At 44.3% G+C, this 25,068-nt stretch carries 18 protein-coding genes; 7 read left to right on the forward strand and 11 right to left on the reverse strand.

Annotated elements, in window-relative coordinates:
* The 6 genes from ACSLP7_RS01515 (at position 1) to rluF (ending at position 13,305) form a co-directional block, all read left to right on the forward strand.
* Positions 1-2,406, forward strand: a complete 2,406-nt coding sequence (locus ACSLP7_RS01515; RefSeq protein ID WP_435577672.1) for a gliding motility-associated C-terminal domain-containing protein — start codon at positions 1-3, stop codon at positions 2,404-2,406.
* Between the two features lie 187 nt (positions 2,407-2,593).
* Positions 2,594-6,016: a gliding motility-associated C-terminal domain-containing protein gene (locus ACSLP7_RS01520; RefSeq protein ID WP_435577673.1), complete on the forward strand. Its 3,423-nt coding sequence runs from the start codon at positions 2,594-2,596 to the stop codon at positions 6,014-6,016.
* Between the two features lie 120 nt (positions 6,017-6,136).
* Positions 6,137-6,577, forward strand: a complete 441-nt coding sequence (locus tag ACSLP7_RS01525; RefSeq protein WP_435577674.1) for a hypothetical protein — start codon at positions 6,137-6,139, stop codon at positions 6,575-6,577.
* A gap of 4 nt (positions 6,578-6,581) precedes the next feature.
* A complete protein-coding gene (locus ACSLP7_RS01530; protein WP_435577675.1) occupies positions 6,582-10,424 on the forward strand; it encodes a gliding motility-associated C-terminal domain-containing protein in 3,843 nt (1,280 codons plus the stop codon).
* Positions 10,425-10,543: 119 nt separating this feature from the next.
* Positions 10,544-12,544: an excinuclease ABC subunit UvrB gene (gene uvrB / locus ACSLP7_RS01535; RefSeq protein ID WP_435577676.1), complete on the forward strand. Its 2,001-nt coding sequence runs from the start codon at positions 10,544-10,546 to the stop codon at positions 12,542-12,544.
* A complete protein-coding gene (gene rluF, locus ACSLP7_RS01540; protein ID WP_435577677.1) occupies positions 12,544-13,305 on the forward strand; it encodes a 23S rRNA pseudouridine(2604) synthase RluF in 762 nt (253 codons plus the stop codon). Before uvrB ends, rluF begins: the two co-directional genes overlap by 1 nt.
* A gap of 91 nt (positions 13,306-13,396) precedes the next feature.
* On the opposite strand, the gene ACSLP7_RS01545 is transcribed toward rluF, so the two are convergent.
* The 4 genes from ACSLP7_RS01545 to sucC form a co-directional block, all read right to left on the reverse strand.
* On the reverse strand, positions 13,397-13,831 hold the full coding sequence (locus ACSLP7_RS01545; protein ID WP_435577678.1) for an Hsp20/alpha crystallin family protein: 435 nt from the start codon (positions 13,829-13,831) through the stop codon (positions 13,397-13,399).
* A gap of 106 nt (positions 13,832-13,937) precedes the next feature.
* Complete coding sequence (locus ACSLP7_RS01550; protein ID WP_272833066.1) at positions 13,938-14,339, reverse strand: TerB family tellurite resistance protein; 402 nt, start codon at positions 14,337-14,339, stop codon at positions 13,938-13,940.
* A gap of 90 nt (positions 14,340-14,429) precedes the next feature.
* On the reverse strand, positions 14,430-14,765 hold the full coding sequence (locus ACSLP7_RS01555; RefSeq protein ID WP_435577679.1) for a hypothetical protein: 336 nt from the start codon (positions 14,763-14,765) through the stop codon (positions 14,430-14,432).
* A 176-nt stretch (positions 14,766-14,941) separates the two neighbouring features.
* On the reverse strand, positions 14,942-16,132 hold the full coding sequence (gene sucC, locus ACSLP7_RS01560; RefSeq protein ID WP_435577680.1) for an ADP-forming succinate--CoA ligase subunit beta: 1,191 nt from the start codon (positions 16,130-16,132) through the stop codon (positions 14,942-14,944).
* A gap of 175 nt (positions 16,133-16,307) precedes the next feature.
* Between sucC and lysA the strand changes: the two genes are divergently transcribed.
* Positions 16,308-17,504, forward strand: coding sequence for a diaminopimelate decarboxylase (gene lysA / locus ACSLP7_RS01565; protein ID WP_291188165.1), 1,197 nt, complete (start codon positions 16,308-16,310; stop codon positions 17,502-17,504).
* Position 17,505: 1 nt separating this feature from the next.
* Here the strand turns inward: lysA and ACSLP7_RS01570 are convergent, their stop codons facing one another.
* The 7 genes from ACSLP7_RS01570 to ACSLP7_RS01600 form a co-directional block, all read right to left on the reverse strand.
* On the reverse strand, positions 17,506-17,913 hold the full coding sequence (locus tag ACSLP7_RS01570; protein WP_435577681.1) for a hypothetical protein: 408 nt from the start codon (positions 17,911-17,913) through the stop codon (positions 17,506-17,508).
* Positions 17,914-17,958: 45 nt separating this feature from the next.
* Positions 17,959-19,146 carry a DUF1501 domain-containing protein gene (locus tag ACSLP7_RS01575; RefSeq protein ID WP_435577682.1) on the reverse strand — a complete coding sequence of 396 codons (1,188 nt, stop codon included), beginning with the start codon at positions 19,144-19,146 and terminating at the stop codon, positions 17,959-17,961.
* An 11-nt stretch (positions 19,147-19,157) separates the two neighbouring features.
* Positions 19,158-20,480, reverse strand: a complete 1,323-nt coding sequence (locus tag ACSLP7_RS01580) for a DUF1800 domain-containing protein (RefSeq protein ID WP_435577683.1) — start codon at positions 20,478-20,480, stop codon at positions 19,158-19,160.
* A 69-nt stretch (positions 20,481-20,549) separates the two neighbouring features.
* Positions 20,550-21,821, reverse strand: a complete 1,272-nt coding sequence (locus ACSLP7_RS01585) for an NAD(P)/FAD-dependent oxidoreductase (RefSeq protein WP_435577684.1) — start codon at positions 21,819-21,821, stop codon at positions 20,550-20,552.
* A 106-nt stretch (positions 21,822-21,927) separates the two neighbouring features.
* A complete protein-coding gene (locus ACSLP7_RS01590) occupies positions 21,928-22,827 on the reverse strand; it encodes a dienelactone hydrolase family protein (RefSeq protein ID WP_435577685.1) in 900 nt (299 codons plus the stop codon).
* 40 nt (positions 22,828-22,867) lie between these two features.
* Positions 22,868-23,515, reverse strand: a complete 648-nt coding sequence (locus tag ACSLP7_RS01595) for a DUF664 domain-containing protein (RefSeq protein WP_435577686.1) — start codon at positions 23,513-23,515, stop codon at positions 22,868-22,870.
* A 19-nt stretch (positions 23,516-23,534) separates the two neighbouring features.
* On the reverse strand, positions 23,535-24,965 hold the full coding sequence (locus ACSLP7_RS01600) for a M20 family peptidase (protein WP_435577687.1): 1,431 nt from the start codon (positions 24,963-24,965) through the stop codon (positions 23,535-23,537).
* Between the last annotated feature and the right edge of the window lie 103 nt (positions 24,966-25,068).

The raw sequence follows: 25,068 nt of genomic DNA on the forward strand, positions 1-25,068 counted from the left end.
ATGAAACTGAAATTCACCTTAGGGCTATTCCTGCTCTTTTGGTACTGCCTTGGCTTTGGCCAGGAAGTCAGTTTGCTCAATCAATTCAACGGTCGTTTTGACTACACGGCGATCGGTAACACCTTAAATACTGCGGAAAATGGCGGTGGTGCTCCCTGTGAGATTCTAACCAGCTCTAGTGCTGACCTTCTCTTAGAGCCAGACCAGGTTGTGATCAATGCCTTGCTCTATTGGGCGGGATCTGGCTCAGGAGATTTTGACGTGGAACTCAATGGAATTGAGATTCGCCCCGACAGAACCTTCGCCCTAGAATTAGACGATGTACGTTCCTTTTTTGCAGCGGTGACAGACATCACGGAACTGGTTCAGACCATAGGAAGTGACACCTACACCCTATCGGAATTAGACCTCAGCGAGATCATAGACACCTATTGCCCCACAGGGACCAACTTTGCGGGATGGTCCATAGTGATCGTTTATGAGGATCCAGACCTGCCGCTGAATCAACTCAACGTCTACGAAGGTTTAGAACGCGTTCCAGAAACCATCAGTATTGAATTAGAAAGCTTAAACGTATTGGATGATGAAGGCGCTAAAATTGGTTTTTTGGCTTGGGAAGGAGATGCTGCACTAAGCGTGACTGAAACCCTGACCATCAACGGAGATGTGATCAGCAATCCGCCTTTAAACCCCGCAGACAATGCCTTTAACAGCACCAACTCTTTTACCGGATCGGATGTGCTTTACAATATGGACATTGACTTTTACAGCATTGAAGACAATATAGAACCTGGAGATACCTCGGCAGTGATACAACTGACCTCAGGCCAAGATTTTGTGATGATCAACAATATTGTCACCGTGCTCAACAGTCAACTGCCAGATGCTACAGCGACCATTGACAGTGTTGTGGATCCTGCATGCGGCGTCAGACAGCTTGAAGTAGATTTTACCATCTACAATTTAAACAGTACCGATGTTTTGCCGGCAGGAACGCCAATTGCTTTTTATGCCGATGCAGTCCTTATCGGCTCCGCAGTTACCTTGACGGAACTCCCTATAGAAGGACAAGAATCACAAAGCATTGTATTGAACATTCCCGAGGCGGTGCCCAATGAGTTTAATCTACGGATTGTCGCTGATGATACCGGTAGCGGTGTTGGCATTGTCTCAGAACTCAACGAACTCAACAATGAAGCGGAACTCCCGATACGTTTATTGAAAGTTCCTGAATTCCCGACGCCACAAAATTTGGAACGCTGTGATGCTGTCGGAGATGAGCGTTTTGATCTGAATACGGCTTTGCCAGGCATTGATGACACGCTTGTTGTGACATTTCACGAATCAGAAGCAGACGCCAATACTGGTGAGAATCCAATTGCTGACCCTAGTGATTATCTGCCGATTAGCAATCCGCAAACCATTTATGTCCGTGTGGCGAATTCAGATTGTTTTTCAGTGGATTTCTTTGAGATTGAAGTCATTATGTGCCCATTACCCGATGCGACAGTTGAACTGCCAGACCCTATTATTGCTTGCCGCGGAAGGGTTTTAACTTTTGAACTTAGCGTGGCCAATACGGATGGAACTGCGCCATTAGCTGCCGGCACTCCGATTGCCCTTTATGCTGATGGAAGCTTTATTCTAGGCTTAGATACACCTGCGGAAATACCTGTTGGTGGCTTTATTGACCTTGACGTTTCCTTGATCCTTGATCCTGAGCTCCCGGACAGCTTTAGCTTACTCGCCGTAGTTGATGATCTCGGCGATGGAAATTCCATTATTGAGGAGTTGGATGAGACCAACAATACCTTTAAGGCCAATGTAAATTTTCAAAGCATTCCGCAACTGCCGGAATTACCTGATCAGCTCGCCTGTGATGAAGGTTTTGACAGCGCTGAATTTGACTTGACTCAGGAGGTGGAACCATTGCTACAAGAGTTTGGCGGCACCATTCGTTATTACACCAGCGCATCTGATGCCTTAATTGGGATCAGCCCAATAGTCAACACCCAACGATTCAACAATACGCAGAATCCTCAGGAGATCTTTGTGAGAGTTGACAATGAGATCTGTTTTGATATTGCAAGTTTTACTGTTCGCGTAGAAAATTGTCCGCCGCTAATTCCTCAAGGATTTTCTCCTAATGCAGACGGAATTAACGACACTTTTGAAATACAAGGATTGCTGGATATTTTTCCCGATCACCGCTTGGAAATCTATTCGCGATTGGGGAATCTAATTTTTGTAGGAACCAATCAAACAGGACATTGGAATGGCGTTCCAAATCGGGGTCTTGCACGAGGTGAAAAAGTAGTTCCTCCCGGGGTTTATTACTACGTGCTTTTTCTTGCCGATGAGAACTTTGACACCTTTAGCGGATGGTTGTATTTGAATCGGGATTAACTGCGTTTCAGTGACGATTTGAGCTCTTATTTTTTAACATTTAAGGCCCGATTTAAGGCCTTTTTTTTACCTACATCGTTGAAAACAAAAATTACGTCTAAGTTTTGTTCAATTCTTTTACAGACTTAAAATAATCTCTTACATTTATATTTTAGACATCAATTTATACAATTAACAGCCACCTTCTATGAGAAATTTTACTCCTAGATTCTTTCAATCAATATTTGCACTGGCCTTCCTATTTTTAGGGCTTCAACAAAGTCAGGCGCAGCTCGATGCACAGTTGTCTTTGGACGATGCTTTCGCCAAAGGTAATTTCATTGAAATCGGGATCAATCAAAACGGTACGTTTGGGGTTCCAAACGATCAAAATCCTGGACCACCATACCACGATAGCCGTGAGACCGGTAACGACCTTTTTGGTTTTATCGCCAACCCAACTATGGACGGCTGGGTTGATTATGACGGGGATTTCTTTACTCCTGGTTCTCCGGAAGAAGGATGGGGAATCGAATACGATGGGGCTGTATGGAATAACAACTTAGCAAGTCCAAACCAAGTTCCTGGAGCTATCAGTGGAGCAGGGATCCTAACCGATCCGTGTTTTGGTGATTTTGCCCAGATCTCTTGGAACGGATTTATCGATGGAATTGAGATCATCCGTAACTTCTCTGTTTCTCGCGACGGTCTTTTCATCAGAATGGAGCAGCGTTTGACCAACTTAGATGCTGTACCAAAGACCAACTTATACTGGATGAACAATGTGGATCCAGATAACAACCAAACCATCAACGGAACCTTTACCACAGATCAAGAATTGATTGCACAGCCTTCGGGGGGTCTTGATATCCTCGGTTTTGTTTGTGCTTCTCAAGGACCTCTTGGTGGAACCGATGCTAACGGATCTAGTGTGTGTTACTACGTTCAGGATGAGCGCGCTCGTGTAACTTACGGTGGTTTTAGCAACCGCGACCCATCAGACATTTGGAACGGAGTTGGTTTTGAACAAACAGAAGGTGCAACAAACACTGCAGATGAGGCCATCTCTATCGCTTATTTCTTTGGAGATCTTGCTCCAGGAGAATCTGTAAACTTTACTTATTTCTACGTATTTAGAGACTTTACTGGTGGCGGTGTTGACCCAACCTTTATTTCTCTTGCTCCACAAAGCCCATCAGCTTGTGGTGCTAGTGATGGTAGCATTTTAGTAACTGGATTACTAGGAGATACGGATTACAATATTTCTTATGTAGACGATGGAGTCCCTGTAGGACCGATCACGCTTCCTGCTGATATGACCGGATCTTTAACCATTGGTGGTTTGGATGCTGGAGTATATACAGACTTCGTGTTTACCAATGACGCTGGCTGTTTCTTTGAGAACGACGGCCCAATCGTCGTAGAAGATCCAGGAGCACCGACATTTACAGCTATTGTGAATCAACCTGTAGCTTGTGATATGGACGGTAGCTTAGAGCTTTCTGGCTTAACTCCAGCAACCTCTTATGATTTAACCTATACACAAGACGGAACTGTTATCGGACCAGCTACTGTACTTTCTGATGCAACTGGAAGTATCTTCATCACTGGTTTAGGTGAAGTGACCATTACTGACATTACTTTAGAACAAGGAACTTGCAGCTTTACAGACCCAGGTCCTTATACCTTCGAATATCCAGTATTTACTCCTGTAGTGACTACAGCAGACCCTATCAACTGTGATTCTGACGGATCCCTGACTGTTGATGGACTAGCAGCCGACACTACTTATGAGGTGACATACTTATTAGACGGCGTGCTTGTTGGACCAATCACTGTAACTACAGATGCAACTGGACAGTTCATCATTGCGGACTTGGATGAAGGAGTTTACACGGACATTACCATCGTACTTAATGATTGTACCTATACCGCAGCAGGACCGTTCGAACTAAACAGACCATCTCTAGGTGGTGCAATCATTGAAGGTGTAGATCCAACAACTTGTGGACCTACAGGACAGGTGATCATCAGCAATGTATTCCCGAACACGACCTTTGAACTGACGTATACGTTTAACGGGGTACCAGTAGGACCAATCACAGTAACCTCTGATGCTACCGGAACTATTGTGATCACAGGATTGCTTGCAGGTATATATGCTGACGGTGTACTTACCTTTAACGACTGTTCATTCACTCAGCCAGCACCGGTAGAATTGATGGAGCCAGATTCTCCAAGTTTCACCGTAACTGCTCAAGACTCTGATGTTTGTGGACCGAATGGTGCATTACTGATCGAAGGATTGATGGCTGACACAACTTATAATGTAACCTATACGGTAGATGGCGTTGTTGTTGGACCGTTGTCCTTTACTACAGACGGATCTGGAAACATCCTAATTACAGGATTGGATCAAGGAATTTACACAGACGTAACTGTAGAGATCGTAGAATGTTCTACAACTCTTGCCGGTCCGTTTGAGATCAACTATCCTGATGACCCAACATTTACGGTTACTGTAAATGACCCTACGACTTGTTCTGCAGACGGAAGCATTGTAATCTCCGGACTATCTGCAGGTACAACTTACGATGTATCATACAACTTTAACGGAACACCAGTTGGACCAGATGCCTTAACAGCAGACGGTGCAGGAACCATTGTAATCTCTGGATTGGACGAAGGTGTTTACACTGACATTCTAGTTGATCTTGGAGCTTGTCAAGCCTCTGATGCAGGACCATACGAGATCATGTATCCAGACAGTCCTACTATTAGTGACCCAGCGGCTTACGAATTATGTGGAACTCCAGGTGGAGTTGCTGAGTTCGATCTTACAAGCCGTGATAATGAGATCACTGGTGGTGCTTCTGGATTGACAGTGACCTATCACGAAACCCTTGCAGATGCAGAATCTGGTGACAATCCATTGACTTCTCCATACAGCAATACCTCAAACCCACAGACCGTTTACGTTCGTGTGGTAGACGATGTAACTGGATGTGTGAGCAATACAACACTAGAACTTGTTGCTTTGGTTATCGATCCACTATCTGCTCCGGCTGCAGTTGAAAGCTGTCCTGCCGATGGAGCTTCTGGATTGACCAATCAATTCGACCTTACTGCATTCAACACCGAGTTAGGTGTAGATCTATCAGGACTTACAGTGACTTATCACACCAATTCAGCAGATGCTGAAGACGGAAGCAATCCTATTGCAAATCCTGAAAACTATACTAACGTTACCACTCCAGAGACTATTTACATCCGCGTTGCAAACGCAGCTGGATGTTTCCAAACAACCTCTGTAGAGATCAGTGTTGTAGCTTGTGAAATTGAAATTCCTCAAGGTATTTCTCCAAACAGTGACGGGTTTAACGATACCTTCGACATTGGTGGATTGGAGCTTCACCCGAACTTCGAGTTGAAGATCTTTGACCGTCGTGGATTGTTGGTATACTCTGGAAACGGAAGTACTCAAGATTGGGACGGACGCGCAATCGAGAAAAACGGTGAATTGCTTCCTGTAGGAACTTACTTCTACACCCTTCAATTGAATGACATGCCTGGAGATCCGTTCTCAGATGTTGAGCAATTATACTCCGGATGGGTGTACTTGAATTACTAGACAATTAGAATCCAATATATTCAAAAGCCTTCAAATATAGATTTGAAGGCTTTTTTTATCGATGAACGGCAGATTTTTACGGGGAGAATTTCCTTAACTTTCCCCTAAAAACTAACTGCAATGTCGCTAACTAAACAAGCCTGCCTAGGGCTGCTTCTGCTGGCCTTTAACTTCTCAACTGTTCAGGCACAGGTCACCAAACCAGACCCTGCAAACTTTGAACGTTTTATCGCTCAGGTATATACCGGTTCTGGTGCTGATTACATCAAACCAGATACCCGTCGCTATGCCTATATGAAAGAGCTCTTTGAAAAGCGTATTTCCTATATCAAAAGTGATGCTGAAAAATTAGACCTCGATAGCAACCTCAAATTACTCTCTGAGGTTCCTATGTATAACCTGTACAATCCAGGCCTCAGCCGCGATAGTGGTTTTGACCCAGATCGATTCAATCCGTTTAAATACCAATTTGATTTTTATGCGGCTAAGAAATTGATCTACCGCATAGACGGCACGGAATATCTCATTGTAATCGCTCCTCAAGAACGCAAAAACCAATAGTCCTATGAAAACAAAATTACTTCTATTCGTTCTCGGGCTATTGACTTGTACCGCTTTTGGGCAGGAGATCAATATGCAAAATGGCAGTTTTAACGTGTGTACCGGTAACTTCTACGATTCTGGAGGACCCGCTGCACCTTATGCTAATAATGAAACCTTGGTGCTCACACTCTGTGATGATGGTAGTGGCGGAATTCTTCAAGTGGATTTTACCAGCTTCACCACAGAAACGCCCAATGATGTATTGACCATTTATGACGGAGCCGACACCTCTGCTCCTGTCATTGGTGATTTCTCAGGAACCAACAGTCCTGGAATTGTTCGTCCTTCTCCGACGAATCCTTCAGGATGTTTGACCTTTGAATTCGTATCTAATGAGTTTTTCACCTCTATTGGTTGGGAAGCGCAAATAAGCTGTTGTCAAGAGATCTCAACCACATTTGATGGCTCTACCCCAGCTGCTGTTGGTGGTATTATTGAAGCTGATGTAGATGAAGTCATTACAGTAAACGCTTCTGCGGTCTTTGCTGACTCAGATGCAGGTGCGACCTATGAGTGGGATTTTGGTGATGGAACCGTTATGAGCGGATTAAGTGCAATGCATGCTTACACCTCGCCTGGATTGTACCCGATCAGCTTTACGGCTACCGATGCAGCAGGTTGTGTAGATCAAACCCGCATAGAGCTGACCGCCGATGTTGAATTTGATGTTTCTGTAGGGAATCCGTTTGTAGATGCTGGACCTGACGTTACTTTGGATTGTTCCTCAGGAGAGATTTGTGCAGACCTAAGCGCTGATTTTCTTTCCATTGGAGAAACCACTACCTATAATGTAGTGCCTATTCCTTTTGACCCACCTTTCTCTTTTAACGGCTTGGCCAATAGTCTGAATCCGGATATTGATGACGCTTGGTCCGATGTGGAAGAGTTGCCTTTTGATTTTTGTTTCTTCGGAGGAACAGAAACCCAGTTCCAAGTAGGATCCAACGGGGTGATCCGTTTTGAAGTAGACGGTTCAGACACGTCTAACGGCTGGTCTTTTGATGAAGATCTACCCAACAACGACAATCCGACTCTAGGGGAGGCAAATATTTTTACTCCAGGACACGATATCAACCCAGCCACCAGTGATTTTGAAGAGATTGGATATGAAGTTTTAGGAACTGCACCAAACCGTGTTTTGGTAGTGTCTTATTTTGAAGTACCTATGTTCTCTGCCAGTTGTGGGGATCTACTCGCTACACAGATGGCAGTGCTTTATGAAACTACAAACATCATTGATGTTTACATTCTTAACAAACCGACTTGTGAGACTTGGAACGACGGAAACGCAGTTCTGGGAATCCAAAATAATGAAGGTACAGAGGCATTTGTTCCTCCTGGAAGAAATACTTCAGATTCGCCGTGGACCACAGAATTTGAAGCTTGGCGCTTTATTCCAGACGGTCCCAGCGTAACCAGTATTACTTGGTTGGATGAATCTGGAGACGTTGTTGGTGATACTGCTGATATTACCGTATGCCCTGTAGGCACTCAGACCTATACCGCACGTGTAGATTACCTAAACTGTAATGGAGAAACAGTAACTGTAGAAGATACTGTCACCGTGACTTCTAACGCTACCTTTAGCTTCAATCTTGGTGAAGACATCGGGACTTGTGACACCGATCCTATTACTTTGGATGCCGACACAGGCACTGCCGGAGTCACCTACCAATGGTTCTTAGACGATGCTCCAATTGTTGGAGCTACGGATCCAACTTACGATGCCACCACAACAGGAAGTTATCGCTGTGAGGCAACAGACGGAGATTGTACAGTAGCCGATACAGTAGTTGTGACCTTCTTTGATACTCCTGTGGCAAACACACCAACAGACCTTACTGTTTGTGACGACGACAATGATGGCTTTGCCGAATTTGATCTGACCCTAGCAGATGCTGAGATCATCGCAGGTCAACCAGACACCTTTGTCACCTATTATGTGTCAGAAGCTGATGCTTTGGCAGGTGTTGCAGGTACTGAGCTGATCATGCCATACACCAATACAGAGAATCCTCAGGTAGTATGGGCGCGAATTGAAAATTCAGGAGGCTGTTTTGATATTGTAAGCTTTACCATAACTGTATTGAACTCTCCGGAGATCAACGATCCTATTGCCAATTTTGAGTTGTGTGACGATGAAGTTGCCGACGGAATCACGGTGTTTGATCTGACGTTTTGGATTTCTGAGATTACTGCGGAGTCCGCTGTGGATATTAGCTTCTTTGAAACAGAGGCTGACGCCGACGCTGATACAGGAGCTATTGCAGATCCTACGGCTTATTCTAATGTTGTGAATCCTCAGCTCATTTGGGTGCGCATTGTGAATCCAACCACTGGTTGTTTTACCGTAGGTAGTTTTACGATAACTGTAAATGAAGGACCTGCAACCACAGCTCCAGAGGCTTATGAACTCTGTGACATGCTACCTTTTGACGGTATAGAGCCGTTTGACCTGACTTCCCGAGATGCGGAAATCACAGGTGGTGCTGCAGGTGTAACAGTTAACTACTATTTGACAGCCGCAGATGCCGCTTCTGGCGACACTTCCTTGGCGTTGAGCAGTCCGTACTTGAACGTTGCGAATCCGCAGGATGTCTTTGCTCGCGTAGAAGACGACACCACAGGATGTTTCAGCATAGAATCACTGACCCTTATAGTTTTGGATGGTCCAGTGATCGCAGATCCATCGCCTTTAGCATTGTGTGATTCTAACAATCCCGGGGATGAAATTGAAGAATTTGACTTAACGCTAAAAGATAACGAAATCACCCTTGGAGATGCCAGTTTGGTAGTGACTTACCACGAGACGGAGGTAGATTCTCAAACAGGAGACAATCCACTGAGTAGTCCATATTCCAACACTTCTAATCCACAAACCATCTATGTGCGTGTGGTAGATCCAGCCACAGGCTGCTTCAGTCTAACAACCTTAGAACTAGAGATCATCCCATTGGTTCCTTTCAATATCCCAGAACCAGTAGTGGCTTGTGGGGATTCAGGAGGGTTTGCAACCTTTGATCTAGAAGCGTTGATTGAAGTTATCACTGGCGGTGAATTAGGAATTATTGTCTCTTTCCATGCGACAGATGCTGATGCACAGAACAATGTGGATCCACTACCGCTTAGTTATACCAATACGACTAATCCAGAGATCATTTATGTTCGTGTGACAGATCCGTTGTGTTTTGCGACCTTCCCCTTGGAACTGATCGCAGAAGCATCACCAAGTCTCAATACCTTAGAGCCAATTGAACTCTGTGCTGATGCAGGGTCTGGAACAGCTGCCTATGATCTCAATCAATTGGAAGCCTTACTCGGCATCGAGACCTCCGGTCTGGAAGTCACTTATCACACTTCCAATGAAGATGCTCAAAATGGAGAAAATCCAATTGCGAGTCCAGAGACCTATCAAGCTGCAGACGGCGATACCGTATATATTCGTGCAGAGACCGCTGCCACTTGTGAAGCCATAGCTTTAGTGGAATTTATAGTTGAAGTTTGTGAGATTGTGATTCCTCAAGGGATCTCTCCAAATGCCGATGGTTTTAATGACACTTTAGACATCAGTGGTCTGGCGCTGCATTCCAACTATGATTTAAAGATTTATGACCGCCGTGGAATATTGGTTTACAGCGGAAACGCCAGCACCAACAATTGGGATGGAAGAGCTGTGGAGGCCAACGGAGAGCTGCTTCCAGTAGGAACTTACTTCTACGTTTTACAGCTTAACGACGCTCCTGGTGACGGTCGTTTTGAAGATACACAACAGCTCTATAACGGCTGGATATACCTGAATTACTAAATGCGCTAAACTCGAGTTAGTTTAAGAAAAACGGCTTGCTTTTTTGCAAGCCGTTTTTGTTTTATATGCCCTGAAAAAGCTGTAATTTTAAGGTTCGATTCGCGGAGAGAGTATACCCTATGAAATTCACTGTTGTATCTGATTTTAAGCCGACTGGAGATCAACCTGAAGCCATCAAAGCCTTGGCTGAGGGGATTGAGACTGGAGAAAAGTACCAAACGCTATTAGGAGTTACCGGTAGTGGAAAAACCTTTACTGTAGCTAATGTCATTGAAGAAACACAGCGACCAACACTGGTGCTGGCACACAACAAAACTTTAGCGGCGCAGTTGTACACGGAGTTCAAACAGTTCTTTCCCAACAATGCGGTAGAATATTTTGTCTCCTATTACGACTACTACCAACCCGAAGCCTATATCCCGACCAGTGGAACCTATATTGAAAAGGACCTTTCCATCAACGAAGAAATTGAGAAGCTGCGTTTGAGCGCCACCTCTTCCCTGCTTTCCGGTAGGCGCGATGTGATCGTGGTAGCATCCGTGAGCTGTCTTTACGGTATTGGGAACCCGATCGAGTTTCAAAAGAATGTGATCAAGCTGCAACAAGGGGAAATGATCTCTCGAACTGCGCTTTTGCACAAATTGGTTCAAAGCTTGTATTCAAGAACAGAGGCTGAGTTCAACCACGGGAATTTTAGGATCAAAGGAGATACTTTGGATGTCTATCCCAGCTATGCCGATATCGCTTTTAGAATTCATTTCTTCGGAGATGAGATCGAAGAAATCGAGGCCTTTGACCCAAGTAATAACAACCTTATTGAGCGTTACGACCGCTTGACGATCTATCCGGCCAATATGTTTGTGACCTCTCCTGATGTACTTCAGAATGCGATCCACAACATTCAAGACGATCTGGTAAAACAGGTGGATTACTTTAGAGAAATTGGCAAGCCTTTGGAAGCCAAACGCTTGGAAGAACGCACCAATTTTGATTTGGAGATGATACGCGAATTGGGCTATTGCTCCGGTATTGAGAATTATTCCCGCTATTTGGACGGCCGCGAACCTGGAACACGTCCGTTCTGCTTGTTAGACTACTTCCCAGACGATTATTTGATGGTGGTGGACGAGAGTCATGTGTCTATTCCTCAGGTAAGTGCTATGTATGGTGGTGACCGATCTCGAAAAGAAAACCTAGTAGAATACGGCTTTAGGCTGCCTGCAGCCATGGACAATCGTCCGTTGAAGTTTGAAGAATTTGAGGCGTTGCAGAATCAGGTGATCTATGTTAGTGCAACTCCTGCGGATTATGAATTGGGCAAATCAGAAGGAATCTATACCGAACAGATCATTCGCCCTACAGGACTGTTGGATCCGGTGATCGAGATCCGTCCGAGCTTACACCAAATTGACGATCTGATTGAAGAGATCCAGCTGCGTGTAGAAAAAGACGAGCGTGTTTTGGTGACTACACTAACCAAGCGCATGGCAGAAGAACTCACCAAATACCTCACGCGAATTCAAATACGCTGTCGTTATATTCACAGTGATGTGGATACCTTGGAACGTGTAGAGATCATGCAGGATCTGCGAATGGGTCTTTTTGACGTGCTCATCGGAGTAAACCTCTTGCGTGAAGGTTTGGATTTACCGGAGGTTTCCTTAGTAGCTATTTTAGATGCGGATAAAGAAGGATTTTTGAGATCGAATCGCTCCTTAACGCAAACCGTAGGTCGTGCAGCGCGTAATATCAACGGAAAGGCCATCATGTATGCAGACACCATTACGCGGAGTATGCAAGAAACCATCGACGGCACCAATTACCGTAGAGCGAAGCAGATCGCCTATAACGAGAAACACGGCATCACACCTACGGCGATCAAAAAGTCCCTGGACAATGCTTTGACAAAAGAAAAGACAGAGCGTTTTACCTTTGATACTGCGGAAGAATTGTTGCAAGAACGCCCAGAAGAGTACTTGACCAAACCGCAGATAGAAAAACGTATTCGCGATACCCGCAAAGCCATGGAAAAGGCTGCAAAAGAGCTGGATTTCATGCTCGCCGCTAAATTGCGCGATCAGATCAAGCAGTATCAAAAAGAAATGGAAACCCTGGAATAATGGAGCACGCAGCAGACAGCATCCGCATTAATAAAGCCCTAAGTGAACAAGGATTTTGTTCGCGCCGTCAGGCCGATGCTTTGATCGAGCAAGGTCGGGTGACCATCAATGGCCGTAAAGCTGTTTTAGGGGATCGTGTTTTGCCCGATGATGAGATTCGCGTGGATGGCCAATCGGCCAACAAAAAAGAAGACGATGTCTTTATCGCCTTTAATAAACCCGTAGGCATTACGTGTACAACTGATAAAAGCATTCCGGGAAACATCATCAGTTTTATCAACCACAAGGAGCGTATTTTTCATGTGGGCCGTTTGGACAAGCCTAGTGAAGGCCTGATCTTTTTAACGAACAATGGTGATATTGTCAACAAAATACTGCGTGCCGGAAATCAACACGAAAAGGAATACATCGTTACCGTAGACCGCCCCATAACTGAAGAGTTCGTGAGACGCATGGCTGGAGGGATCCCAATTTTGGGAACCGTTACTAAAAAGTGTAAGGTGGAACGTCTGAGTCGATTTATCTTTAAGATCATCTTGGTTCAAGGCCTCAACAGACAAATCCGCAGAATGTGTGAATACTTAGGCTATGAAGTAACCCGATTGCAACGCGTCCGTATTATGAATATCACCTTAGACGGAATTCCAGAGGGTAAGTGGAGAGACCTCACTGCAAAAGAACTCAAAGAGATCGAGGCCATGGTGAGCACCTCTTCTAAAGTTGCGGCAGCTCAAACTCCACGCAGACGCAGAAAACGATAGCATCGTGTAAAAAAAGAAGCCGCACCCCAATTGCCAAGGTACGGCTTACTACAACTAACTAACCAAATTTCCTAATAGAGTCTTAGGATAACTATGAAATTGCAATTGTGCGCTTTTGAGACAGCTGCGCCTCTTTGTTCTTAGGAACAACGATGGTCAAAATACCATCGGTATAGGCTGCGGAAATCTCGTCTTGTTTTACATCTTCCGGAAGACTGAAGGCACGGCTAAAGCTAGAATGACTAAACTCCTTACGGGTATAGCGCTCCTTTTCGTCTTTGGTTTCTGATGTATTTGCAACGGTAGAAGAAATTGTTAGCACATCATCTTCTAGGTCGATATTAAAATCTTCTTTTTTAAAGCCTGGGGCCGCCAAGGACACTTGAAAATCATCTTCAGTTTCTTTTATGTTGGCTGCCGGTAATGCGGCTCTTTGTCCTCCCCATACATCCAAGCGATCATTCAAAAACAGATCGTCTAATAGTGAAGGGAATCCAAATCGTGTATTTCTTTTAACTAAACTCATAACATGAAAAATTTATTTACGGTTAGTGTATAGCAATTTCGATTCCATTGCTATTTTCACGTCATTTTGACGTGATTTCAGTAAATTTTAATGCCGAATTGACAGTTTAGTTGTAGTAGGCTTGAAAAATACGCACCAACTCGTCAGCAGGAATGAGCTTGTTCTCGTATTTATCCATGCGGAGCATCACCTGATCTATGATCTCCATGCGAATCCCCATCTTGAGTCCAAAATTACGCAGCGCAGCAACCTCAGCATCTTTGGTTTTGAGGTCAATGTTCATCATCAAAACTAGCTTGTGAAAGTGCGTGATGCGTCCGAGTTCCGTAACAATAGGCTTGGATTCCACAGGATTGTGAAAAAGGTCATGGACTGTTTCCTTATCAATTTCAAAGCGCTTGGCCAAGGTCATGATAAATTGATATTCCTCTTCAGAAATGTGGTGATCTGCCTGCGCTAATGCAATCAAATCACTGAGTAGTCCTAATTTTTCCTCTTTCTTATCCATCTGTTGTAGTGGGGTAAAAATAGGGAAAAGCAAGGACAAAAAAAATCCCGCAGCCAGACTGCGGGATTCTTCTCTTTTACAGTGCCTCCTCTACACTACCGTCTTTAATCGCACGGGCACTGTGTATTCCATTCCTTTCTTAGCGCTTGTCTCAAGTTTTTGATAGTTCAATCTTGACTTGATGTAAGACACTACAGTATCGTTGTCTGAATCTACAGACAGTACAACCACCTCATTATCCTTGTTGATCATGAAAGAAACCTTGGCGATTTCCTCCCCTCCAAAATCAAAGTCTGGGTTGGCTAAAAACTTCCCGATCTCTTGAGTGATCGTTACTGGGTTCTCGTTTGTTGGCTCGGTGGCCGCATTGGCAGTAGTTCCTGCAAAAAACGCTAGGGCAACTACTAATAAACTTAATTTTCGCATTACTGTTCGATTTAAATTGATGTACACCTAATAGACTGTTCAAAAAATGAATAGTTACTTCTAAAGGCTTGATTTAACGACAGTTTAACGATTATTTGAAGTAGTTAACACTCAAATTCAGGCATAAAAAAACTCCCGAAAACCAGTGTTTACGGGAGTTTAGTATGTTACAAAGTTTATGCGAGTACCGCCTGAACTTTATCTGATGCTTCTTTAAATTCTACTGCAGAATGCACATCCAAACCACTGTTATCGATTATTTCTTTAGCTAATTCTGCATTAGTTCCTTGCAAACGAACAATGATCGGCACTGGAATGTCACCGATGTTCTTGTAGGCATCTACAATACCCTGTGCCACACGGTCACAACGTACAATACCTCCAAAAATGTTCACAAGAATCGCTTTTACGTTAGGATCGCGCAAGATGATCTTAAAGGCAGTCTCCACACGCTCGGCGTCTGCAGTTCCTCCAACATCAAGGAAGTTGGCTGGCTCTCCTCCAGCCATCTTGATCAAATCCATAGTTGCCATGGCCAATCCAGCTCCGTTTACCATACATCCAACGTTTCCGTCAAGATCTACATAGTTCAAACCAACCGCTTTGGCCTCAACCTCAATTGGGTTCTCTTCACGAACATCACGCATGGCTGCGTAATCCTTATGACGGAAAAGAGCATTGTCATCAATAGTCACCTTAGAGTCCACCGCGATCACACGATCATCACTAGTCTTCAAAACTGGGTTGATCTCAAAAAGTGAAGAATCTGAGTTCTCATAAGCTTTGTACAAAGCAAATACGAACTTGGTCATCTCCTTAAAAGCCTTCCCGCTCAAGCCTAAGTTAAAGGCAATGCGACGTGCTTGGAAAGGTAGTAACCCAGTGTCTGGCTCCACAGTCTCTGTAAAGATCAGTTCTGGAGTTTCCTCAGCAACGGCTTCAATATCCATACCTCCTTGTGGAGAGTACATAATCATATTCTTACCTGCAGCACGATCCAAAAGAACACTCATATAGTATTCTTTTGGTTCTGAATCGCCAGGATAGTAAACATCTTCAGCAATCAATACTTGGTGAACAGTTTTCCCTTCTGCAGAAGTCTGCGGAGTGATGAGTTGCATGCCCAAGATCTGATCGGAAATCTCGCGAACTTCGTCCAAGTTCTTGGCCAATTTTACTCCGCCACCTTTTCCGCGACCCCCAGCGTGCACCTGTGCTTTGATCACGTGCCAACCGGTTCCGGTCTCTTCAGTTAATTTCTTTGCGGCATCAACAGCCTGCTCTGGAGTTTCAGCTACGTACCCTCTTTGGATCTGTACTCCGAAACTGTTTAATATTTCCTTGCCTTGATATTCGTGTAGATTCATATGCTCGGTCGTGTTTTTTTCTGTTTTGCAAAGGTAGCAAATGCGAATGGTCTGAACCAACAAATTTCGACTAGAAAATAGTACGCTTATCGAAAGCTTAACACTTTTTTATCGACTCTGTCTTGCAGAAGATTTAACCGGCTTGCTTAATTTAGTGGGCTAAAATTTTAAAACAATGACAAATCAAGACCTTTTAACAGCTGTAGATCGCTTTGACAGCCCTTTGTATGTGTATGACGCCCAAATGATCGCGTCTCAATACAAACGCCTCACTGCAGCTTTTAAACAGGTAAAGAAGCTCAAGATCCATTATGCGGTCAAAGCTTCCAGTAATTTGTCCATTTTAAAACTCATCAATGGCCTCGGCGCTGGATTAGACACCGTATCCATTCAAGAAGTCCTTTTGGGTTTGGAGGCCGGTGCCGATCCTAAAGACATTATATACACTCCAAATGGAGTTTCCTTTGAGGAGATTGAACAAGTTGCCGCCAAAGGGGTGCAGATCAATATTGACAACCTCGCCATTTTAGAGCAGTTTGGAACCGCGCATCCTGATGTCCCAGTTTGTATACGCATCAATCCACACGTAATGGCTGGTGGTAACACCAACATTTCTGTGGGCCATATTGATAGCAAGTTTGGGATCAGCATTCATCAATTGCCGCACATTCTGAGAATCGTGGAAAATACGGGAATGCACATCAATGGAATTCACATGCATACCGGAAGTGATATTTTGGATGTAGAGGTATTCCTTTATGCCTCTGAGATTCTTTTTGAAACGGCAAAGCACTTTAAGACTTTGGACTTTATCGACTTCGGAAGTGGATTCAAAGTACCTTATAAAGCTGGAGACATTGAAACCAATGTGGAAGAATTTGGTGAAAAACTCAGCCAGCGTTTTAATGAATTTGAGGCGGAATACGGCCGTCCGCTTACCTTATCCTTTGAACCAGGAAAGTTCTTGGTGAGCCAAGCCGGACAGTTCTTAGTGCGCGTAAACGCTATTAAACAAACTACCTCAACAGTCTTTGCACAAGTTGATAGTGGATTCAATCATTTGATCCGCCCGATGCTTTACGGAGCGCAGCATCAAATCAGAAACATCTCCAATGCAGAGGGCAAAGAGCGCTTTTACTCCGTGGTTGGGTATATCTGTGAAACAGACACCTTTGCCAACAACAGACGCATCTCTGAGATTTCTGAAGGCGATGTACTGAGCTTTAGTAATGCCGGAGCCTATTGTTTTACCATGGCTAGCAATTACAACAGCCGTTACCGCCCTGCTGAAGCTTTATTCATCGATGGGGATTGGAAACTGATCCGCAAGCGAGAGACCTTTGAGGATCTGCTCAGAAATCAAATAGTATAGATCATTCGTCCCGAGTAAGGACAATGGAATTCTGTGGGGTAATGGCGGTGATCTTTTCACCCAATTGCCCCACTGCCATTTTTATAGAATCGTCTGAAAGGAATTCGATAAAACCATACATGGTCCCTACAGTGCCTACCTCGGGCACATTCACATCTATTTCAACTGGATAAGGTTTAACGCTATAATCTACAGCGTAAGTCATATTGGCGGTAACTCCGTCCATGTCGAATGCTTTTCCACCCATTGGGTTCCCTTCAATTATGAAAGTGATGAAACCTTCATCATCAAAGACAATGCTTCCTACTTCTCCTTTGCTGTCGCCGGTCCACTTACCAATTAATTTTTCATTCTGAGCAGTTAGACTCAATGAAAACGTCAAGAAGAGTAGCAATGCCAAATTTTTCATCGTTCAGATTTTTTGTGAGCCATGAATTTAAGCAATTGCTTTTTACTAGAAGATGTTCAGAGAATCAAATCTTCCAGAAATAACTTCAGTAGGAACCGTATTGAACCAATCTTTTAGTAATGTGGAATAGATCTGTCTAAAATCAACTTGCATGGCCAGATCTCCATCATTGAGGCGACTGAGGTCAGGCAGCGCATTGAAAAAGCCTTGCTTCTTGAGGCCGCCACTGAGTAAGAACACCTGATTCCCAGAGCCGTGATCCGTCCCTTGAGAACCATTCTCAGCTACTCTTCGGCCAAATTCTGAAAAGATCATCACTGCAGTATCCTTCCAAAGGTTTTCCTTTTTAAGGGTATCGACCAACACACCTACGGCCTCATCTACCTGCGACAAAAGTCGTTGCTGCACCTGCTTTTGATTCACATGAGTATCAAACCCGCTCATAGAAGCATAGTAAACACTGCTGTCCAAACCAGCGCTCATCATTTGAGCAATGGTCTTGAGTTGTCCTCCCAACTGAGTTTTTGGAAACTGACTGTGCCGCGGCATACGATTTAATTGAGATTCTAAATAATCGGCAGCGTTTACCGTCTCTCGCAAGGTCTTGTACAAGTAAGCATGGTTGTCGTGGTGATGTTCGGCTTCGTGTTGTTGCAGTAAAAACTGATTCAATCTGCTCTTGGACATCTTGTTGAATTGCTTCACATTGCGAATCGCTAAGGCCTTTTGCTCTTCCCCTTTGAGCGCCAAACTCAAACTACCGTCAATCTCAATAGCCAAGGGATTTTGACACGTTCCAGCACAATGAAGATCCAAATAGCGTCCCAACCATCCCGATTGCAAATACTTATCACTGTCTGAAGCGGTATGCCAAATATCCATACTTCTAAAATGCGACCGGTTTGGATTGGGGTATCCTACACCATTAATGGTAAGTAGATCTCCAGATTCAAAGAGTTTGGCCATATTTTTTAACGCGGAGTGAAACCCTACCGAATCTGTCACCGTGTTGAGTTGATCGCGTTTCAAACCAAGAACTGGCCTGCTGCGGTAATAGATATCATTTCTAAAAGGCACCACTGTATTGAGTCCGTCATTACCGCCCGAAAGCTGAATAACGATCAAGCGCTTACCCAACTGACTTAGAGGCTTGAACTGCGCCTGTAAAAATCCTGGGATCATTAATGCAGTACTGGCTAGAGCGCTGCGTTTTAAAAAGGTTCTTCTTTCCATGGCGTAATTGATTAACAGAGTTGATATTCAGGTAAGGCCAAAAGCAAGGCCAATCGCATGAGTTCGGGCTGAGATTCAGATTGTGCTGCTCGATCAATCTGATCTAAAATTTCTTGACTCGGAGGCTGGGCGAACAATAGTTCACTGCAAGCTCTGACGGAGAGTTCCTGCCATAGTCGGGCAGAGCCGTTAAAGAGTTTACTGCCTTTAGGAAGATCCAGACCTTTCACCTTAGCATCAAAATTGGCTTTTTCAATCCCTTTCAAAGTGCGATTCAACAATACTGCAAAACCTAAATTCTGGCGGTAAAGCAAGGAGGAACTATCAATCCATTGGCGTTCGCTAGGCCAACCAGCCACAGAAGGAGGCGCAAACAGAACTTGTCCTAAGGAACGTTGGGCCATAAGCAGGCCTAAGCCGGAATCTTTTTTCAGATCAAAAGCCTGACAGACACCTACTAATAATTCTATGGGGGATTTTATACGTGCAGCGCGATGCTTAGTATCATAAAACCAATTGGATTGGAAGATCTCTTGCAACAATTGACCAATATGTAAATCACTGCGTCTAAACGATTCCGTCAAGGCCTTCCGCTTAGCCTGATCCAATTGAGGTCCGACTATAAAATTGACGATCTTATCTACTACGAATTTTGCAGTTTGCGGCTGTTGCAAAACCAGATCGATCACTTCTTCGCCTGTAAATTTTTTACGTTTCCCAAAGACAGTTTTTGAACCGTAATCATACTGAAATCGCACAAATCGAAATGCACCCTGACGATCGGTTTTCCAACCGGTGAATGCTCGGGCGGCTTCTTTAATATCTGTTTCTGTATAGTGTCCCTCTCCTAAGGTGAACAATTCAAAGAGCTCTCTTGCAAAATTTTCATTAGGCGCTGTTTTTTTGTTCTGCTGATTGTTTAGAAACAAAAGCATAGCCGGATCTTTCGCTACGGCGTGCAGCAGATCTCCAAACTTGCCCAAGGCATGCTTGCGCAAAGTATTGTTGTGGATGGCAGCTAAAACAGGCAATTTGGCTTTAACTCCAAAATGATCGTGCCAGAAGAAGCACATCTTTTCTTGCAGTGGAGCGGTGGACTCTGCCATCCCGATGAGCCACTCCAAATTCATAGCTACAGTCTGCTCTCGGATTTTGGATTTATCCACTTTGGACATATCCGATCCCTTGCCTTTGGGAAGGTTGATTGAGAAATCATCGGTTTTAAAAAGTGATGGAAGGGCATCTTCTGGAGTCTTCCAACCCAGTTTGTCAATCATCTCAGGTTGTACTCCAAAGCCCGCGCGCAATAAAAGGTGTCTCAATTTGGGATCCATAGCTGTGTTTTGTAAACACTTCTTGGACTCCATATACGACCAATGGTTTAGTTGACCGAGAATTTTACACTACTGTTCGCGTTCTCGCGGTTTTATGATCATGCGGAAGTATTGATCTTTATAGATATAATATCCGATCCAATTGTAAAAAGTACGGACACGGTTCTTAAAGTTCACTAAGCCCATAATGTGAATGAAGATCCAGATCAGCCAGGCAAAGAACCCTTTAAAGGTTGTTTTTTGACCGGGAGTGTCCATAACCGCCTTATTACGTCCAATAATGGCCATAGCCCCCAAATCCTTATAGGCAAAACGCTTCCAGCTTTCTTTAGGTCTCTTGAGGTTGGCCGCTAGATTTTTAGCTTGTTGCAAAGCGGGCTGCGCCAATTGTGGGTGTCCTTTAGGATATTTAGCGTCATCAGCAATGAAGGCGCAATCGCCTAAGGCAAAAATGTTTTCAAAGCCCTCTACTTGATTGAAGCCGTTGGTCTTCATACGTCTTCCCGGACCGAGCACCTGGGCAGGTATCCCTTTAAAGGTTTTAGCGGAAACACCGGCGGCCCAGATCAGATTAATGGATTCGATGGTAGATCCATCTGAGAGGTAAACCACGTTATCTTTAAAATCGTCCACACGTGTATTCAATCGAATCTGCACGCCGAGCTCTTCCAATTTCTTGTGGGTATAGCGTTGCGATTCCAAAGACATCGGCGCTAGGACCGTATCGTTCCCATCTAACAAATAGATCTCTCCTAAGTCCTCCTTTGCCAATTCAGGATAATCCTTTTGCAGAATGTGCTCTCGCATCTCGGCGAATATACCCGAAAGCTCTACTCCTGTTGGACCTGCACCAGCAATAACAAAGGTCAAGTGACGCTTGCGATGCACTGGGTCTTTCATACGCGTAGCTCGATCCAAACGCGTAAAGATCACATTGCGCAGCGATAGAGCATCACTGATGGTTTTCATGGGCAAACTGTATTTGGCAATATTTTCATTACCAAAATAATTGGTTTGCGCACCTGTGGCAAGAACCAAGTGATCGTAATGCAGCTCTCCATTGTTTAGCAGTATTTTATTCTCCTCTGGATGGATGGATTGCAACTCTCCCAAACGGAAGCGTGCATTCTTGTGCTTTCGCAGAATTTTCCGAAACGGATAACTGATCGCAGAGGGCTCCATAAATCCAGCAGAAACCTGATAGATCAGCGGAGGAAAAAAGTTGTAATTATTGGCATCGACAAGAATGGTTTTGTAGCGTTTGTCGTTGCTTAAACGCTTGATGAGCTCCAGGCCGGCAAAGCCTCCACCCACTATGACGACGGTTTGGGTATCGTCCATAAAGTAGTCCTTTGTTTGGACAAATAAAGATACGAAGAATCGGGCGTTTTCTTATGAAAATTCGCCCGATTTAGATAGAATTTAACGCTTGAAAGCGCGTGTGTTTTTAAGCCCTTAAATGCTTGTTAAAAAACGCCAAGGTTCGTTCCCAAGAAAGTTGTGCTGCAGGCTCATCATAACGCGGCGTCGTGTTGTTGTGAAAGCCGTGATTAACTCCGGGATACATATGCGCAGTGTACTCAATATTGTTCCCCTTAAGTACGGCCTCATAGGCAGGCCATCCCGCATTTACGCGGGTATCCAGTTCAGCGTATTGCAATAACAAAGGAGCCTTTACTTTTGCAGCGTCCTCATCGCTGGGTTGTCTGCCGTAATATGGCACGGCTGCTGCCAAGTCTGGCACACGAACGGCCATCATATTGGAAATATATCCACCAAAACAAAAACCAACCACACCGATCTTCCCACTGCACTTAGGATGCTGTTTCAAATATTCGAAAGCGGCAATAAAGTCCTCTAGCATTTCCCCCCGATCTCTTTTGCGCTGCATAGTCCGACCGTCGTCATCATTCCCGGGATAACCCCCAAGTGGCCATAAGGCATCCGGAGCGATACTTATAAAATTGGCTTTAGCCGTACGACGCCCGACATCTTCAATATATGGGTTCAATCCGCGGTTCTCATGCACCACCACAATACCGGGCAGTTTCTCATCGGCATCTTTAGGAATTGACAACAAACCTCTAATGGTTCCCCCACCCTTGGGTGAATCATACTCTACATAGTCCGAATTCAAGTCAGGATCATCTGCGGCAACCACTTGGGTATTGCGGTAGTTGGGTTCCATAAAGCTCAAGAGCGAGCCAACAGTCACCGATCCCGCCGCATACAGCCCCAAGCGCTGTACAAAGCCGCGTCGGTCTATTTTATCATGGGCATAATCATCATAGAGATCAAATACTTCCTGAGGGATGTCTTCTTTTTTGAGGGGTTTGTTGGTATCCATGTGTTATTCTATTTATGTTCTTATAGTCTAAGCGATATTCTTAGGAAATTCGACTTCTAATAAACTTAAATTGTCCGTTGTGATTGGATTCGTGTTCCACCACGTGGAACCACTTGCAGTAATTGTTGGTAGGTCCCCAAGGCCAATCCTGATCAACGCTCATTAACCAATCGTCATCGCGTTTGGCCAATTCTGCTAATGAATATTCACGTACGCGATCTAATTTCTCCATATAAAACTCCAACGGATTGCCTTTAATACTAGCTCTAGCTGCATCACCGAGTCCCATGGCGACACCGAACTCTTCAGCATCTGCGGGGTCCCAATCGCCCCAGGCGCGGTTCTCAAAAGTGTGGATTTGGTAAAACCGTTCTGTGGCAGCCAAATGATAGAGCATCGCGCCAATAGAGTTGGCTTTGTCGTCTACCAAATAGTCCAAATCCTTAGTGCTCATTCCTTGAACAGGCATTAAGATTACATAGCGCATCCAATTCATCATGGAAACTAGCGTACCTACTTGTGGACTGAAGCCATCTTTGGGGCCGACAATATTCCTGTCATTTAAACTGCTTCCTGTCGGTTCCAAAGGCGGAGTATTCCATGATAAGAAGGCTCCAGAAGCTAGGGTAGCCATGGAGGCCTGCTTGATAAACTTTCGGCGGTCTACTGCGTTATTCTTTTGTTCCATGATTACGTGTATAGTTAGTTTATTGATTGAATCTTTTGATCATATGGTAGGAAAAGGTAAGGATCTCTAAATAGTTTTCTTTGCTGATCTTCTCATCGATGCCGTGAAATCGGGTCATGCTGATCGGGTCAAGTCTGATGGGGTAAAACCGATAGACATCATCAGAAATATCGTAAAAATATCGAGCGTCTGTACCTCCTCCGACTAAACCAGGCACTACGATACTGTTCGGATAGATATCCCGTATGGTCTGCTCTAGGATTTTAAAGTTCTCCGATTCTACACTGGAAACCGGAGATGGATTGGTCAAAAAGCCCACGGATTCCACTCTCACCTTGTCAGAGACGGTAGCAATAATATGTTCTTTAACAGATTCAATGGTCTCTCCAGGAAGGATTCTAAAATTGACAGTCGCTTCCGCCACAGTGGGAATCACATTGTTTTTAACACCACCCTCAATAATAGTTGGCGCTGTGGTGGTATGTGAATTCAAGGCTTTTAAAATTGGCTTCTTAAAAAGCCAAGGATTGGCAAAGGCCACCCGTTGTAAAAACGGCAATTCTGGCCCCATATATTCCAATTGATAATCAACTGGGTTTACGAGTTTGTACGGACGCTGATTGTCCTCAAGGTCAACAATAGCTTGCGCTAGGATTCCAATAGTATTTTCTTCTGACGGAGCTGAACTGTGACCGCCACTGGTCTCCACGATCAGTCTAAAGGAAGCGAAACCCTTTTCAGACAAATTGATCATGGCAACAGGGCGTTCAATCCCTGGCACCAGACCTTCTGCTAGGAAACCACCTTCATCAATGGTTATGGCTGCTTGCACTCCTTTGCTTTTTAGACGAGCTGCGATTTGTTTTGCTCCATTGGTACCTCCGACTTCTTCATCGTGACCAAAAGCTAAATAGACTGTCCGTTTGGGGCTAAAGTTTTCTTCTAACATCTTTTCAATGGATTCCATTACAGCCATCAAGGTTCCTTTATCATCCATAGTCCCACGTCCAATGATGTCGGTCTGGGTAATGGCTCCTTCAAAAGGGCCAGCCTCCCAATCTGATAGCGTAGGCTCATCCACAGGGACTACATCCATATGAGACATTAAGATCATCGGCTTTAAAGAAGAATCACTGCCCTGCCAAGTATATAACAGACTGTAATCATTGATCTTTTCAAGTTCGAGCTGATTGTGAATGCGTGGGAATGTTCGCTCTAAAAAACGGTGAAACCCAAAGAAAGCCGTGGAATCTGGAGGAGTATCCTCACTGAATGAAATAGTTTCATAGGTAATCGATTCGGCCAGATTCTGATAGATGTCGTCAGAAACTTTAACAGCTTCAATACTTCCCGCCGGCACTTGTTTAGAACCTAAACTAAAGGTCTTTATAAGCACTATGGCGATCAATACCAATAAGACAAGACCGAGGAAACGGAAAAATTTCTTCATGTAATTGAATGGTTGTTAGTGAAATGAAGATGTCCTAAGGTACTAAAATAAAGGCAGATTCAACCAACCAAATCCCAAACCAACGGCAATACCACTGGTTTTA

Origin of the sequence: Gilvibacter sp. (assembly GCF_965601605.1) — a bacterium.
GTDB lineage: Bacteria > Bacteroidota > Bacteroidia > Flavobacteriales > Flavobacteriaceae > Gilvibacter.